The sequence below is a fragment of the Wolbachia endosymbiont of Kerria lacca genome (assembly GCF_051602725.1).
Lineage (GTDB): Bacteria > Pseudomonadota > Alphaproteobacteria > Rickettsiales > Anaplasmataceae > Wolbachia.
In genome coordinates this window covers 1,294,116-1,309,724 of sequence record NZ_CP192272.1, presented here as the reverse complement: position 1 = coordinate 1,309,724, position 15,609 = coordinate 1,294,116, and the positions used below count along the sequence as shown (strand labels likewise).

The window sequence follows — 15,609 nt, the reverse complement described above, 5'->3', positions numbered from 1 at the left end:
ACTAAGTCAATGTTATGAAATTATTAACTTTCTTTGTATACTCTTAAGCAATTTAGTCAATCTGTTTGATGCCAGCTAGAACGTAATTATAGCCTGACCACATAGTCATAACAGCCGCAGCCCATAAGCAAACCACACCTATATATTTAGTTGCTTCATAATCACTCATTATTAACGCTACTATAGCAACCATCTGCAAAAATGTTTTAATTTTCCCAGCCTTACTCACAGGTAAACTAACGTTTGTAGCTATCAAGAACTCCCGCAAGCCTGAAACTAATATCTCCCTACAAACAATTATAACTGACGGTATAATTGTAATATCATCTATCTTATGCTTATAAACTAGCATGATTATTGTTGAAGCTACTACTAACTTGTCGGCAATTGGATCAAATAATTTGCCAAAATTCGATTGGACTTTCCATGCACGCGCTAAATAACCATCAAAAAAATCTGTAATGCACGCAAACATAAAGATCAATATTGTTATTAGACTTGCATACTTACTCTCTATATAAAAGCTTGATATTATTGCCGGTATTGCGAGCGCACGAGAAATTGTTAGCAAATTAGGCACGTTTTTCTTAAGCATGTCACATCACCCTACGTAGTAGATAAATTTATACAGAAGTACAATAGAGTTCACAAGCTAATAGTTGAACATTCATAAAAACCCCATATACTTAGGAAATTACTAACAATAAGCTCAAAGCATGAATAATGATTTAGATAACACCACAAAACAAGAAGCACTTAAGTACCATAATAAAAGTGGTAAACCTGGTAAGGTATCAGTTATACCAACAAAACCCTTATCCACACAGCATGACCTATCACTTGCTTATTCCCCTGGTGTTGCAGCCCCATGCCTTGCAATAGCTAAAAATCCTAAAGCTGTTTATGATTACACGGCAAAAAGCAATTATGTGGCTGTCATTTCAAATGGCACCGCAGTGCTGGGACTTGGCAATATCGGTCCTCTTGCTTCAAAACCCGTCATGGAAGGCAAAGCTGTTTTATTTAAGCGTTTTGCTGACATTGATGCAATTGATATAGAAGTTGACACAGAAAACATAGAAGATTTCATCAATGCAGTAAGGTATCTTGGTCCAAGTTGGGGGGGAATAAATCTAGAAGATATAAGATCTCCTGATTGTTTTATAATAGAGAAACGTCTAAATGAGTTGATGGATATTCCGGTGTTCCACGATGATCAACATGGCACTGCAGTAGTTGTTGCAGCTGGTATAGAAAATGCCCTCGATATTGCTGAAAAGAAATTAGAGAATGTCAAGATCATCATGAATGGTGCTGGAGCAGCTGGTATTGCGTGTTTGGAAATACTAAAGTCCATGGGCGCTAAGAACATAGTGCTATGTGACAAACAAGGAGTAATACACAAAGACAGAAAAGAGGACATGAATAAGTGGAAGGAAAAATATGCAATTGACACTAAAGAACGTTCTCTACTTGATGCCATAAAAGGCGCTGATGTATTCATCGGACTCTCTGCAAAGGATGTGCTCAGCGAAGAGATGTTAAAAAGCATGGGTAAAGACCCGATCATTTTTGCTCTTGCTAATCCTGATCCAGAAATAAGGCCTGAGTTTGCAAAGTCTGTAAGGCCAGATGCAATAATTGCAACTGGTAGGTCAGACTATAACAACCAAGTCAATAACGTAATGGGGTTTCCTTATATATTCAGAGGAGCACTTGATGTACATGCAACGACAATAAATGAAGAAATGAAAATTGCAGCTGCAGATGCAATAGCGAAGCTTGCCCGTGAGCCAGTGCCAAATGAGATATCTGCAGCCTATGGCGGTCGTAAAATGAGCTATGGACGTGAATATATAATACCTACTCCATTTGATCCAAGATTAATTTCTATGGTATCTCCTGCTGTTGCAAAAGCTGCCGTTACCTCAGGTGTGGCAAGAAAGGAAATAGAGGACTGGAATGAGTATGCAAGTCAATTAAAATCTCGCCTCGCTAAGGCTCTCAGCACGCTCAATTTATTGTCTTCACATACGTAATTGGATAAATTTAAAAGCGATAAACCAATCCAAACTCTAAGCCATATATGCCAAACCTATTGGTAATTGTTGTAGTTGTTGATTGCATACGTGCAGTTTCATCAACTTCATTGCTTTTACCAGCAGGAATATATTTTTCGCCAGCTAGTATCTTTGCTACTGGCAGAATACCTTTAAATTCGTTACCAAGAATACCAAAATAGCGTAAACCAGCAAACGCTTGAGTGTTTGTTGTAAGTGGATAATTAACACCAAGCTTTGCTTGGTAAGCCAAAGCATATCTGGTTTTTCCTAAAAATTTAACCTTAGTTACACCTGCACCAACTCCAAAATATGGAATGCAGAGCATTTCTCCGACGTTAAAATCATTATACACATTGATCATTCCAGCCAAATTATTAAAACCTTCATTTTTCATCTTAAATGCAGCTTTGAACTTTACTTGAACATTAGGCGGCTTTTCTTGAATTTCAATATCAACTTTTCCACTTCTCCAAGGTGATTTACGTTCTGTTCCAACAGAAACATCATCATTACGACGAAGTTCAATATATCTTGCTTTTCCTTTATCTGAGTAATCTTCATCATCTAAGTTAGTCTGAGAATATAGAACTTCAAGATCAACTCTCATATTTTTGAATACATATCCTATTGAAGCACCACCTGCAAGTCCTGGAACGTATTTAGGACTATATCCAGCCTCAATCCTCTCCTCCTCATTAAAGCTAAAAACACCTTCCGTTACATTTTCACCTGCATCTTCTTTTCCTTTTAGAGAACCTATTGCATTGAAAAATGCTCCAAAATAGTTAGCTTGAATATAAAAATTCTTTAAATTATTTATTTCACTATCATAAGATAAGCACCTAAATGAAAAAGTGAGCAAAGTTAGTAGGTATGTAAATTTAAATCTTTTATTCGCCATATAAACCTCACATAATTTCACTTTTATGCTAACATACTTCTATTTTTTATGTAGCAATTTTTTATTGCGCTCAGTTGTTTTAGATTTAGAATAAGAGTATTGTAATTTAAAGTGAATCAATGGTTGTTGCAGTTCATGAATTAGAGAAAATTATCAAACAGTCATTCCCTGGTGCCGATATAAAGATTAAGGATCTTGCTGGAGATGATGATCACTACCATTTAAAAATAACTTCCCAGTGTTTTTCTGGAAGGACAAAAATAGAACAACATAGAATGGTATATAAGGCTCTTGAAGGTCAATCTATACATGCATTGCAACTAGAAACTGGAGCTTAAAATTAAGGTGATATTTATGAACAACTTTGAACAAATAAAAAAAGACATAGCAGAAAACGATGTAGTGCTGTATATGAAAGGCACCTCTGACTTTCCTCAATGCGGATTCTCTGGGCTCGTCGTATCAATTCTCAAAAATTTGAATGTAAAGTTTAAATGCATCAACGTACTTGAGAATGATGAAATACGTCAGTCCATAAAAAGTTTTTCTGATTGGCCAACAATTCCACAAATATATATAAAGGGAGAGTTTATTGGTGGCTGTGACATAATCCGCGAGATGTATGAAAAAGGTGAATTACAGAGTTTATTGAAAGAAAAACAGATTGTTTAGTAAGGAAATAAGCAAGAAAAAAATAGGCGTGCCTCACACCTAGCCTGATTAAAAACTTTAGTTTTTTGACTTTTGTACACTATTTGTACATAAGACATTCTCTTTAAGAAATGTACCAGGCCAAGTAATATTTGCCTGTACATCACTAATAGCGCGTACCATATTTACATTTTGTTTAGCCTTTTTTATTAGAGAACTTAATGACGTACTGATTTTATCAATAATGCGCAGATCAGCTTTAGGAACACTTGCTTCAATTGCTTTCAGACCACTTTGCACTTTATCAAGACTATCACTTCTTATGGCAGCAGCAATATCTATAAACAATCGCTTTAGCTCTCGAGGTTGATCTTTTATAGTAAAAAGATAGTCTGGAACGATTTCGTAATCACCATTAACATTTTGTGTGCAATATTCTTCAATAGCCTCTTTTGCATCGTAGTAATCTTGTGGATTATCAGAACAAGAATATGCTGCACAAGATTCATTTCTATAATAAGGGCTCCCATTACTCTCAATGTTTTCTATTCTCTTCTTTACACTAGAAACTAAACCTTTTCCAAATACGATAGTATCGTCTCTGTCTGATTTTGAAACAGCCTCTAATAGAGTAGGTATTGCGTCTTGTCTGTAACTAAAGATAAATTCTATGCATGGAATATTACCCAAACTATTTCTAGGGCCTTCTCCACACAAAAGTTTACTTGGAACATGTTGTATAAAAAAGTTAACTACATCACTTGAACTACTGTCTCCTAGCATAAGTAAAAATTTGGGAAAGCTAGGATATTTATTCAAAAATAATGCACCATATATTTCATCGTCAATTGACTCCAATTCATTGTCAAAAATAATACTCCTTATCTTATTATAATCTAGCTCATTTATAGCTTCTTTTAACTTTTTATTTAAGTCAAGGTTATTCAACTCACGATAACGCTTATACTTTTCTTCACTAATACGTGGCATATAATACACTCTTTTTTTATAAAACATTTATACAACTAGCTTTCTTGTTAATAATTGTCAATACTTAGATAAGTATATTAGTAAGTATTTTTATAATTATTGCTAACACGGAATTTTATCTGATTTTTACTAAAAGTGTATATACAAGCTAAACCTTATCACCAGGCTTAACAAATAGATGACCCAATGTTATTAACTTTATAGGCTTACTTTCATTATTTGCGACTACCCAAACTCCATCGTCTTCATGGTCAACAATTTCTATTGGTGTAAATACTACATAATTATTGTCATCAACAATCTTTATTCCAAGAATACCATCGTCATTTAAGCTCAAAGCTGAAGAGGGAATTTTATATGCAAATCTTTCACCTGAAGGGAGGCCTACACTAGCAGTCAGTCCTTGCAAGGATATAATCTCATTATCAGTTACCTTTACCTCCACTCTATAAGATCCAGTTTTAGGCTCAGCAATTTTACTAATAAAACTCACTTCACCTACTAATTCCCTTCCGTCTAGCAAATTAATTTGCGCTGTGCTACCTAGCTTTATTTTATTTACTTCATTTTCTGAAACATATAACACCACAAGAACCTGATCAAAATTAACTATGTCAGTTATCTTATGTCCAAGATTAACAAAATCCCCTTCATTTACGTTGATCTTATCTACATAACCATCAATAGGGGATTTAATCGCAGTATTTTCTAAATCCAACTCTAGCCTTTTTAGGTCAGCTTTTGCACTCTGCAATGCAGTAAAAGCTGATTCCACTCTTATCTGTGCTCCATACCCTTTTGTATTCAATTTTCGAGAGGAATCATACTCAATTTCACGCTGATTTAATAAAGCTTTGGCTTTTTCAACTTGCTCAACTCTGTCATAATCTTCTATCTTTAAAATTACATCGCCTCTTTTTACTTTTTCACCATCAGACAAATAAATAGCAATAACTTGACCACTTGTTCTTGAGACAAGGCTGACCCTATGCAAGGGATTTACCGTACCAGAAAAATTTAAATATACAGTGCGATTTTGTGGAGTATAATCCTGAGTTTTTAATGAAAAACTACTAATTGGATTATCACTATGAACCGCCTGATCTTTTTTTAAAAATGTACTGTTGATAAAAAACAGTAGAATAAGAGCAATACCGGAAACGATGATTACTTTGTTTCTCATCCTTAAACAGTAAAATTTATTGACCAATCTTGTTAGAAATAACTGCATAAATTTTCGAATCAGAAGTGTAAGTATAACACAGCTATTGTCACTCTATAAATAGTTTTATATGAGCAAGTTTTCTTACAATAAATAAGTTTTTATTGCAAAAATGCAATTTTTAATCAAATAAAAAAGTTGTGCATAAAATTTCCATCATATTATATGATGAAAATAAGAATATTGTAACAAAACTAAATATATATTTAAACAGAGCTTTAGCCCATCACTAAACCAACACCCAATTGCTCAACACTATCAATTTTAATTTGTAAAGTGCCCTTTATAAATTTATTAGCCTGGTCTGTACTCATAAAAACTGCATGTTTATTGGGCATTAATTTTTCCATATCTGCTCTATTTTTTTTATCTTGCAAATGAGGTTCGCAAATATAGCTATACTTTTTAAAATCTAGAAGTTTAGCAAAGCCATCACGATCATTCTCATGGTGAAAAGCAACATTTATACCTACTATTTCGTCCGTTTCTTGCAGCTTTCCATCTTTATCTATTACCTGTGCCTTAGCAAGCGCAACTGTAGGCTTATGGCCATAATTTGCTCCAATAACCCTTCTTATTGAATGTTCTATTGCTATTTTTTGCACTTCAGGACTTTCATCAAACTCTTTCAAAAAATTAAGGTGTAAGTTAATATATTCAGAGTATTTCAATCTGTGTTTTTTATGTATAGTTGGTTTGTAGGACAGTTCATTTGTAGGTGACTTATAGTTTGCAAGAAGGAATTTTTGTTCATATTGCTCATTAAATTTCTTTATCTTTTCAAAATGTCTTTTATATTGAGTCAATCCATCTTTCCCTTTTTTCTCCATCCTTTTCAAGAATTCCTCTACTGGCTCTCGTTTGGCTAGATTAATTTTGCGTATAAGCGGAATTTGTTTTTTCAAGCTAATCCAATATGGTAAGCAAACAACTTTCGCATCTTTCGAAAATAGACCTTCTAACTTTTTCACTGCATTGTATAAGTTTGCTGATTCTGGTTTATAATGCCCGCTATTATTGTCTATATAAGTTATTTTACCATTTACCACTTTCATTAAACCAGAACATAAAATCGGCTTACCGCCTGCAAGAGTTGAATGACGATAAGCCCATTCGCTTTTGTTAACATTAATATGTTCATGAGTTACTAATTTTCCATCAAGCGTGATAACATAAGCTACACAACCTTTTTTACCCTTACTAATTTTATCAGTTGTATCATATAATTTGCCCTCTAAGTTGTATAACTTAAGTTCCCCATCTTGCTCGCCAATAAATTTTCTTTGATCAAATTGTTCATCAGAGTTAAAATACTTAACCCTTGTATTAGTTCCAGGAATTTTTCTTCCTTCAACTCCAACTTCTGGAAACAAATTATATCGTGGAAAAAAATAAGTAAAATTATTCTCTATCCAATACAGAATCTTATTTATGATACCAAAAACTTTTCTATTACCTAAATCAATAGAGAGTTGCTGTTCCTTTGGTACTGCTAGATGATTGGACTTTGTACCAGACTTGCCAAATTCTTTGGCAGCATATTTAAACTTTTCTAGTAAATATTCCTTACGTTCTTTTGATATTGACATTTTTACCTCACTCACTATTATTTTATCCTATATTTATTATTTTAGACAAAAAGTCAATCTTTCTTAAGATATTAAGAAAAGAAAAAGCAGCAGCAAAATAGCTAAACTGACTTAGATTTATCGACAATTTGAAAAATCATCATTCCGCTACTTGTTAGCCGAATCTATGTTCGCACAGTTAGTTATCGCTATTTACCCAACAAACTTATGCTAAGCTGTGCTGCCACTAATTTTGCAACCAGTACTCTATAAGGCGAGCATGACACATAATCAACCCCTGATTTGATGAAAAACTCTATGGACTGTGGATTCGCTCCATGCTCTCCACATATACCAAGTTTAATTTCTTTTCTGGTTTTTTTGCCCCTTTCGATAGCTATTCTGATTAATTCCCCTACCCCTTCGACATCTAGCACCTCAAAGGGATCGTTTTTGAATATGTTGCTTTCCTTATAAGAATCGAGGAAATTAACTGAATCATCTCGTGAAAGTCCCATAGTTGTTTGTGTTAAATCATTAGTGCCAAAACTAAAAAATTCTGCGTGTTTTGCGAGTTTGTCAGCAATAAGTGCTGCTCTTGGCAGTTCTATCATCGTTCCAATTGAATAGTTCACATCGAAATTTTCGGCTTCTTTCTTTATTAACTCGCATATCAGAATAAACTCTTTCTCACTCATGATAAAAGGAATCATGATTTCAGGTTTCACTTCTATCTTCTTTTCTTTCCTTAATTCACTTGCAGCACTGAGTATTGCCCTAATTTGCATGCCATATATTTCAGGATGAGAAATAGCAAGTCTACAACCTCGATGGCCAAGCATTGGATTTTTTTCTGATAACTGTGCTATTTTATTTTTTACTGATTCAACTGACTTATTCAGTGATTTGGCAATTTTCTCTATAATAGATTGATTGTGGGGCAAAAACTCATGTAGAGGTGGATCAAGTAAACGTATAGTAACCTCCCTGCCCTCCATAATAGAAAATATTTCTTTGAAATCAGACTTTTGCATTTCTTCGAGTTTATTTAATGCATTTGTCCTTTCATTTTCATCATCAGCTATTATCAACTTTTGAATGAATCCGATTCTATCACTAGCAAAAAACATATGTTCTGTGCGACATAATCCTATACCTTCTGAACCGAATTCTTTTGCAATTTTTGCATCTTTTGGAGTATCAGCATTCGCTCTCACCTTCACTGTTTTGATTTCATCTACCCAGTTAATTATCGTTTTGAATTCTTGAGATAATTCAGGCAAAATTGTAGGAAGAATACCAAGCATAACCTCTCCTGTTCCTCCATTGATGGTGATTGATTCACCTTTATTTACTTTTATATCCCCCATAGAAAGAAATTTTTCATCTTTATCAATATAAAGTCCATTTAGACTACAAATGCATGGTTTACCCATTCCACGAGTTACAACAGCGGCATGCGAGGTCATACCTCCTCGCGCTGTTACTATTCCACTTGCAGCATTCATTCCATTAATATCTTCAGGGCTCGTCTCTGATCTTACCAAAATTACTTTTTTACCCTGCTCTGCAGCTTTTTCAGCATCACTTGCACTGAATACTACATATCCAGAAGCAACACCTGGAGAAGCTGGCAGTCCTTTGCCTATTACTTCTTGATCGATTTTAACATCAAGAACTGGATGCAATAAATTGTCAAAAGTTTTTGGATCAATTCTCAATATTCCTTCCTCTTTTGTAATCACTCCTTCGTTTACCATATCAACTATTATGCGAATAGCAGCTTCGGCTGTGCGCTTGCCAGACCTAGTCTGCAAAATCCATAACTTACCGTCCTGTACAGTAAATTCGATATCCTGCATGTCCTTATTATGACTTTCAAGTTTTTCACATACCGCGCATAATTCTCGGTAGACACTTGGTAGCAACTTCTCCATGGTACTTTCTTGCTCCCCGTCAATTGGCATAGGAGTATAAACACCAGAAACCACATCCTCACCCTGAGCATTAACTAAAAACTCACCAAAAAGCTTTTTTTCTCCAGTTGAAGGATTACGTGTAAATATCACGCCGGTTGCAGAATTATCATTTAAATTACCAAAAACCATTGCTTGCACGTTGACCGCTGTTCCAAGGTTTTCAGGAATATTATGTATTCTTCTATAGGAAACAGCCCTATCGTTTTTCCAAGAGGCAAATACTGCATTAACCGAGTTTAACAATTGCTCTTCAACGTTCTGCGGGAAATGCTTTCCAGTTTTTTCACATACTATCTCTTTAAAATCATTAACAATTTTCTTTAAAACATCAACATTAAGATCAGCTAAGCTTTTTGCTCCACTTTTTTGCTGTTCACTATCAACAATGTCTTGAAATAAGTGATGGTCAAGCTGTAGTACAACACTCGAGTACATCATGATGAAACGACAGTAGCTATCATAGGCAAAACGTTCGCCACTTTTTTTTGCAAGCCCAACAACGGTTGCATCATTTAGGCCAACATTTAGGACTGTATCGAGCATGCCCGGCATTGAATTCACACTACCAGAGCGTATGGAAACTAATAAAGGATTATTTGAATCCCCGAATTTACAACCGATGTCACTTTCGAGCATCGCCATGTAGTTTTTTATCTCGTTACGTAGATCACAAGACAATTCATTATCTTGACAATAGGCCTGACAAACAGCAGTGGAAATTGTAAAACCAGGTGGAACAGGAATGCCAATGTTACACATCTCTGCCAGATTTGCTCCCTTCCCTCCTAGTAGATTTCTCATTGCTGCATTACCTTCACAGTTGCTTTGGCTAAAGTAATATATTAACTTTTCTTGCATTTTTTTCGGATTTTCACTAATAAACATACTATACATACTATTCTAATAAATTTGTCAGGCAGGAGTAATAAATTTTGTAAAATTCAGCACAATTAAATAGCCTCTTTTCCTTTCATTCCAGTACTCTTTTCTGTCATCTCAATGACCTCTATGATGTCATTCCAGCGCATGACGCTGGAATGGCTTTGTTGCACCACTCAAGGAAAGAACAGGCAGTTACTGATGGAATTTGTTATAAAATAGATATTTAGCCGACAAAGGAAAAATATGCCAATAAGAATGAAAGTCAGTAACTGCAATGAATATAACAAATTTCTTCAAGAAAGGGGAAATGTTTTTCATTATATCAACGATGCCATTGAAAATTGGTACGAAAATAGTCCAAAAGTAGCAGGTGGCAACAATGTCTACAGCGACAAAGTAGTGATTCTAATTCACATAATAACCTATCTATTCAGGATTGGTCTTAGGCAAACAGTGGGATTTATAGAGAAATATCTTGAGCAAATAGGGAAAATTTTGCAAATTATCAGCTATTCGCAGGCTTCAAGAAGGTTTAAAAAGCTTAATATCAAAATCAACGACTGCAGAGTTGATAAGAACGATATGGAAGATATTGAAATTGCTATAGATAGTACAGGTATCAGCATCTACAATAATATTCCAGGCCATAGTAAGGCAAATGGTACAGATAGAAAGTATCGCCGCTATGAGCAAACAAGAAAGCTACATGTAATGCTAGAGATAGGTAGTAAAAAAGTTATAGCTGCAAAATACAGTAGTGGAGTTTATTCCGACCACTATGGAGCCTGTGATCTTATTGAAAGAGTGGATACCAAGTATAACATAAGCACGATATATGCAGATAGGGCATATAATCGAAAGAAGTTATACAAACTGTGCGATGAGCTTGACATAAAGACAAGGATTCCTCCGCAAAATAATGCAGTAGAGCATCCAAAGTTGGATTATATGAATGAGAGAAATTCTACAATCAAGCTCATAAAGTCATATGATGAAGATGGTATGAAGAGGTGGAAAAAAGAGATAAATTATTGGAAGAGATCTTATATAGAAAGTTTTTTCTCGCGACTGAAGCAAATATTTGGATTTAGTTTTAGGAATAAATCTGAGATTAATCGTGAGAAGGAACTGCTACTCAAGTGTTATTTGCTTAACAAATTTACTGAAATAGGCATGGCTAAGTTTGATATAGCTTCATGAATTTATTATACATTACCCACTATCCGAAGAGCTGTGCAACAAAGCCATCCCAGTGTCAAGTGCTGGAATGACACCGTCATACCTGTTAGAGTATGAATGTAGCCTTATCTCACACTCCTGTCATCCCAGTGCCCAGACACTGGGATCCAGAAGACTGATCAAGTAATAAGAACTAGTCACGCGCTGGCTCTCTTAAATTACTTTAGCTATAAGTGTTAAGAAATTTACCAATCAAAAAAAGGCAAAAGAATCCACATGGTGCTGATTTTATTACTGTAATTGATAATGTGCTAACGCTTAAACGAAGCGTGTTTAGGCTGAATAGAAAAAAATAAAAAAAGGCATGCAGCCGCCATAATTTCGCCAATAAACACAAGATTTATCAAGAAGCTTCTATTAAATGAAAGTTATGCAAAAAATCTATTGCAAGTCTTTTAATATTCTGTTAAGAGCTGGAACAAATAAAAATTATTATGTTTGGATTAGAGAATAAGAAATTTCTGATTACTGGTGCATCAGGCGGAATAGGCCAGGCAATTGTAGAAATTATGCATAAGGCCAGAGCAACTTTATGTATTTCTAGTACAAAAAAAGAAATACTCGAAGAAGTTGCTAAAAAATATGAAAAAAACATTCACGTACTTCCTTGCAACTTATCAAATCCTGAAGAGGTAAATCAACTAATAAATAAAGCAAGTGAGTTGATGAAAGGCTTTGATGGACTCATATGCAATGCAGGAATTACACAAGACAGCTTATTGTTGAGAATGACAGATGAAGCATGGCAAAAGGTGATTGATATTAATTTGACCTCCACATTTAAGCTAAATAGAGAAGCATGCAAGAAATTAATTAAAAATAATTGGGGAAGAATCATAAATATTTCTTCAATAGTAGGATTGACAGGAAATGCCGGGCAAGTAAATTATGCAGCATCAAAAGCTGGAATAATAGCTATGAGCAAATCTATAGCAAAAGAAGTTGCAAGTCGCGGTGTAACAGTAAATTGCATTGCTCCTGGATTTATAGATACTAAAATGACTGAAGTTTTAAATGAAGGACAAAAGGAAAAAATATTAGATAACATCCCAATGAAAAGAGTGGGAACAGGAAAAGAAATAGCAGCAGGAGTATTGTTTTTAGCAAGCGATGAGGCAAAATATATAACGGGACATGTGCTTAACATCAATGGTGGGCTATTTATGTAGCAACACTTATTTATGGACAAATTATAAGTTTTACTTTACAATAAGTATATATATAAATTTATTTTCGCGTTAGTTTATTACTTGGAGGCAAAAGAATGAGCTATATAATAAAAAAATTTTTTAATGCTTTGTGTATAGTGCTGTTTCTCTCTTTTTCAGATTACGCAAATGCTGCTACTGATATAGATGATACAACTGCCCAAGTAATATGCAATATTATTGGTTATATTTGGGGAATAGGTGGGCCACTTATGACTGTAGTCATAATAGGTGCAGCTTTGCTTGCAATATTTGGTAGAATGCCATGGCCAGCTCTCTTTGCCCTAGGTATGTTTTGTGGTGTATTTTTTGGTGCCAAAGCGATTATAATGAAAATTATACCCGATAGCATTAAACAAGATAGTATGTTGAGCAAGTGTGGGGAAAAATAACTTAAAAATCAGGATGTTTTTGTGTGTATTGTTCCTTCATGTCTTCAATCTGTAACAAATAATGACTGTCTTTCGGTAAAGTTTTAATAGCTAACTCAGCGTACTTCATAAATTTCTCTAAATTACCTTCAATACAAGCCTTTTTCGTCAAAGCAAAATAATACATTGCCATATCAGCGCTACGTTTATATGCAATACTTAAATACTTCCAGACAAAGGCGTTATTTGTTTCTACGTTTGCAACCTGCTCTAGGTAAAAAATTGCCTTCTCTATTTCACCGTGTAATAATAAAGTATGAGATAACGCAAGTTTCACTAAATAGTTATTCTTCTCAGATAAATATCTAAGTGATTCTTCATACATTTTTATTGCTTCACTTAAATTTCCAGCTTTGTATAACATCTCCGCTTTTAATTCATATAAATAAGGATCATTGCGTGACTCTTGAATCAATGAATTAACTTTAGTAATAGCCTCTTCTATCTTTCCTTGCCTATAGTGAATTACAGCATTTACATACTTAGAACTACCTTCATATTTATTAGATAACACATGAATAGGAGCAAAAAAAGAGTCTAGCTTTGCAACCATACGCTCAAACTTCAGCAATTTATCTGCAAGGATTGGTTTTATATTGTTTTTAACCTTATAATTCTGTACAGCAAATATACGCTTATCACTAAGTGGGTGAGTGCGGAAATACTCTTCAGTGTTTTCATGCTCAATACTCTTAAAATAGTCAAAAATCTCTTTCATACCCAAATTATCATAGCCAGATTCATCTAGGTATCTTAAAGCATAGCTATCTGCTACACTCTCTTGCTCTTGAGAATAGTTAAAAAACAACCTTGAACTAAGCGTTACACCACTAAGCAAGATTGCACTCGCAACCTGAGGGTTAATGACAATACTAGAAACTAATCCTACCATATAACTAATCATTGCTATTGATTGAAAATAACCTACAGCACTACTCATTTGTAATACATGACCAGCAGATATATGAGCAATTTCATGTGCTAATATACCAAGTAAGACATAAGGTTCAGTCGAATATTGTAAAAGCCCTAAATGAATGAAAATGCTATTATTGTTAATTACAAAAGCATTAATCGATCTATCATCAACTATAAAAACTTTTATTTTATCATTATCAATACCCGCAGCAGAAAATAAAGGTTGCGCTAGATCCTTAACTACCGCTTCCACTTCACTATCTCTAATAATACTAACAGAGTAAGCGCTATTACAGTATACGAAAAAAAATAGTAAAACAAAAAGCTTAGACATGGAAATTCCTTGTTTGTATAACTTTGAGGAATTTTATATTTTAACACTTAAACTATACGAATCTATAAACGCTAGTTTAAATTTTGAACGTAACTGATAAGTTTATCAATGGTAGTTAACTTAATATTATGTTGTTCAGCAAATTCAAGCAACTGGGGTAAGCGCATCATAGAGCCATCATCATTCACTAATTCACAAATAACTGCAGAATGATTACATCCCACTAACTTAGCTATCTCAACACTTGCTTCAGTATGACCAGCACGTTGCTCTACTCCACCCTCATGTGCAATCACAGGAAAAATATGACCGGGAGTTATAATGTCATCCTGAGTTCTATTTTTATCAATAGCAACATGTATAGTTTTTGTTCTATCCTCAGCTGAAACACCCGTAGTAATACCATAACGTGCATCAATTGATGTAGTAAAAGCAGTATGATTTTCACCAACATTTTTTTTTTCCATGAAACTAAGGCCTAACCTTTTCATGTGAACTTTAGTCATTGCTAAGCAAACAATCCCTGTACCGTATCTAACCATAAAAGCCACATGTTCTGGCTCTAATTTCTCAGCTAATACAATCAGATCACCTTCATTCTCTCTGTTTTCATCGTCAACTAAAATGAATAATTTACCAGAACTAGCATCCCTCAATACATCTTCCACAGAAGAAATACCAGGTAGACTAATTGAAGGATAAGTTACTTGTACCATGATTTACTTAAACTCAATCTTAACTATTTTATACAATTTCTCTCCATTTGGCACTATCACTTCCACATACTCACCAACTTTTTTGCCAATTAAAGCACTACCGAGTGGTGAATCCGTAGAGATCAACTGCTTTGAAGCATCAGCTTCATATCCACCTACAATCTTATAAACATATTCAATTTCACTGTTATCATCACCGAGCATGCTTACCGTAACAGTTGCACCAAACATTACTGTATCACCAGACAAATTTTTTACTTCTATCACTTCTGCATGTGAAAGTTTACTTTCTACCTCAATTATACGGCCTTCAATAAAACTTAATCTCTCCCGTGCTGCATGATATTCTGCATTTTCTGATAAATCGCCTTGATCACGAGCATCAGAAATAGCCTGTATGATAGAAGGTTTTTCTTCCTTTAATTTCTCAAGTTCGACTTGCATACTCTCAAAACCTTCCCTTGTAATAGGAAACTTGTTAACAATGGATGAAGTCATAATCACCGC

General features: G+C 34.4%; 15 protein-coding genes. 6 read left to right on the top strand and 9 right to left on the bottom strand.

Annotated features, from left to right (window positions below):
- Positions 1-52: 52 nt before the first annotated feature.
- Positions 53-595, bottom strand: a complete 543-nt coding sequence (gene pgsA, locus ACQ4M0_RS06185) for a CDP-diacylglycerol--glycerol-3-phosphate 3-phosphatidyltransferase (protein ID WP_006012406.1) — start codon at positions 593-595, stop codon at positions 53-55.
- Between the two features lie 121 nt (positions 596-716).
- On the opposite strand from pgsA, the gene ACQ4M0_RS06180 reads away from it, so the two are divergent.
- Positions 717-2,039, top strand: coding sequence for a malic enzyme-like NAD(P)-binding protein (locus ACQ4M0_RS06180; protein ID WP_082241867.1), 1,323 nt, complete (start codon positions 717-719; stop codon positions 2,037-2,039).
- A gap of 10 nt (positions 2,040-2,049) precedes the next feature.
- On the opposite strand, the gene ACQ4M0_RS06175 is transcribed toward ACQ4M0_RS06180, so the two are convergent.
- Entirely contained in the window at positions 2,050-2,964 is a 915-nt protein-coding gene (locus ACQ4M0_RS06175; RefSeq protein WP_019236934.1) for a P44/Msp2 family outer membrane protein, read from the bottom strand.
- A gap of 119 nt (positions 2,965-3,083) precedes the next feature.
- On the opposite strand from ACQ4M0_RS06175, the gene ACQ4M0_RS06170 reads away from it, so the two are divergent.
- On the top strand, positions 3,084-3,302 hold the full coding sequence (locus tag ACQ4M0_RS06170) for a BolA/IbaG family iron-sulfur metabolism protein (protein ID WP_007302571.1): 219 nt from the start codon (positions 3,084-3,086) through the stop codon (positions 3,300-3,302).
- 16 nt (positions 3,303-3,318) lie between these two features.
- On the top strand, positions 3,319-3,636 hold the full coding sequence (gene grxD / locus ACQ4M0_RS06165) for a Grx4 family monothiol glutaredoxin (RefSeq protein WP_007302570.1): 318 nt from the start codon (positions 3,319-3,321) through the stop codon (positions 3,634-3,636).
- A 57-nt stretch (positions 3,637-3,693) separates the two neighbouring features.
- Here grxD and ACQ4M0_RS06160 read toward each other — a convergent pair whose 3' ends face one another.
- From ACQ4M0_RS06160 to ppdK, 4 genes are all read right to left on the bottom strand, one after another.
- A complete protein-coding gene (locus ACQ4M0_RS06160) occupies positions 3,694-4,605 on the bottom strand; it encodes a hypothetical protein (protein WP_264684832.1) in 912 nt (303 codons plus the stop codon).
- A 148-nt stretch (positions 4,606-4,753) separates the two neighbouring features.
- Positions 4,754-5,788: an efflux RND transporter periplasmic adaptor subunit gene (locus ACQ4M0_RS06155; RefSeq protein WP_438456394.1), complete on the bottom strand. Its 1,035-nt coding sequence runs from the start codon at positions 5,786-5,788 to the stop codon at positions 4,754-4,756.
- A gap of 257 nt (positions 5,789-6,045) precedes the next feature.
- Positions 6,046-7,416: a hypothetical protein gene (locus tag ACQ4M0_RS06150; protein ID WP_264685495.1), complete on the bottom strand. Its 1,371-nt coding sequence runs from the start codon at positions 7,414-7,416 to the stop codon at positions 6,046-6,048.
- Between the two features lie 188 nt (positions 7,417-7,604).
- Entirely contained in the window at positions 7,605-10,259 is a 2,655-nt protein-coding gene (gene ppdK, locus ACQ4M0_RS06145) for a pyruvate, phosphate dikinase (protein ID WP_438456671.1), read from the bottom strand.
- 240 nt (positions 10,260-10,499) lie between these two features.
- On the opposite strand from ppdK, the gene ACQ4M0_RS06140 reads away from it, so the two are divergent.
- The 3 genes from ACQ4M0_RS06140 to ACQ4M0_RS06130 all read left to right on the top strand — a co-directional run bounded on the left by ACQ4M0_RS06140 (position 10,500) and on the right by ACQ4M0_RS06130 (position 13,095).
- Positions 10,500-11,456, top strand: coding sequence for an IS5 family transposase (locus ACQ4M0_RS06140; protein WP_213863789.1), 957 nt, complete (start codon positions 10,500-10,502; stop codon positions 11,454-11,456).
- 473 nt (positions 11,457-11,929) lie between these two features.
- Positions 11,930-12,664 (top strand): 3-oxoacyl-[acyl-carrier-protein] reductase, encoded by a 735-nt coding sequence (fabG, locus tag ACQ4M0_RS06135; RefSeq protein WP_213863926.1) that lies wholly within the window; start codon positions 11,930-11,932, stop codon positions 12,662-12,664.
- A 95-nt stretch (positions 12,665-12,759) separates the two neighbouring features.
- A complete protein-coding gene (locus ACQ4M0_RS06130) occupies positions 12,760-13,095 on the top strand; it encodes a TrbC/VirB2 family protein (protein ID WP_007302562.1) in 336 nt (111 codons plus the stop codon).
- Between the two features lies 1 nt (position 13,096).
- Here ACQ4M0_RS06130 and ACQ4M0_RS06125 read toward each other — a convergent pair whose 3' ends face one another.
- From ACQ4M0_RS06125 to greA, 3 genes are all read right to left on the bottom strand, one after another.
- Positions 13,097-14,386, bottom strand: coding sequence for a M48 family metalloprotease (locus ACQ4M0_RS06125; RefSeq protein ID WP_007302561.1), 1,290 nt, complete (start codon positions 14,384-14,386; stop codon positions 13,097-13,099).
- A gap of 71 nt (positions 14,387-14,457) precedes the next feature.
- Entirely contained in the window at positions 14,458-15,102 is a 645-nt protein-coding gene (gene ribB, locus ACQ4M0_RS06120) for a 3,4-dihydroxy-2-butanone-4-phosphate synthase (protein ID WP_007302560.1), read from the bottom strand.
- Between the two features lie 3 nt (positions 15,103-15,105).
- Complete coding sequence (gene greA / locus ACQ4M0_RS06115; protein WP_007302559.1) at positions 15,106-15,600, bottom strand: transcription elongation factor GreA; 495 nt, start codon at positions 15,598-15,600, stop codon at positions 15,106-15,108.
- Between the last annotated feature and the right edge of the window lie 9 nt (positions 15,601-15,609).

Coding starts and splice junctions, on each gene's coding strand:
- ACQ4M0_RS06130 (WP_007302562.1), top strand. CDS start 12,760: ATGAGCTATATAATAAAAAAATTTTTTAATGCTTTGTGTATAGTGCTG.
- grxD (WP_007302570.1), top strand. CDS start 3,319: ATGAACAACTTTGAACAAATAAAAAAAGACATAGCAGAAAACGATGTA.
- ACQ4M0_RS06170 (WP_007302571.1), top strand. CDS start 3,084: ATGGTTGTTGCAGTTCATGAATTAGAGAAAATTATCAAACAGTCATTC.
- ACQ4M0_RS06140 (WP_213863789.1), top strand. CDS start 10,500: ATGCCAATAAGAATGAAAGTCAGTAACTGCAATGAATATAACAAATTT.
- ppdK (WP_438456671.1), bottom strand. CDS start 10,259: ATGTTTATTAGTGAAAATCCGAAAAAAATGCAAGAAAAGTTAATATAT.
- ACQ4M0_RS06180 (WP_082241867.1), top strand. CDS start 717: ATGAATAATGATTTAGATAACACCACAAAACAAGAAGCACTTAAGTAC.
- greA (WP_007302559.1), bottom strand. CDS start 15,600: ATGACTTCATCCATTGTTAACAAGTTTCCTATTACAAGGGAAGGTTTT.
- ACQ4M0_RS06155 (WP_438456394.1), bottom strand. CDS start 5,788: ATGAGAAACAAAGTAATCATCGTTTCCGGTATTGCTCTTATTCTACTG.
- ACQ4M0_RS06125 (WP_007302561.1), bottom strand. CDS start 14,386: ATGTCTAAGCTTTTTGTTTTACTATTTTTTTTCGTATACTGTAATAGC.
- ribB (WP_007302560.1), bottom strand. CDS start 15,102: ATGGTACAAGTAACTTATCCTTCAATTAGTCTACCTGGTATTTCTTCT.
- ACQ4M0_RS06160 (WP_264684832.1), bottom strand. CDS start 4,605: ATGCCACGTATTAGTGAAGAAAAGTATAAGCGTTATCGTGAGTTGAAT.
- pgsA (WP_006012406.1), bottom strand. CDS start 595: ATGCTTAAGAAAAACGTGCCTAATTTGCTAACAATTTCTCGTGCGCTC.
- ACQ4M0_RS06175 (WP_019236934.1), bottom strand. CDS start 2,964: ATGGCGAATAAAAGATTTAAATTTACATACCTACTAACTTTGCTCACT.
- fabG (WP_213863926.1), top strand. CDS start 11,930: ATGTTTGGATTAGAGAATAAGAAATTTCTGATTACTGGTGCATCAGGC.
- ACQ4M0_RS06150 (WP_264685495.1), bottom strand. CDS start 7,416: ATGTCAATATCAAAAGAACGTAAGGAATATTTACTAGAAAAGTTTAAA.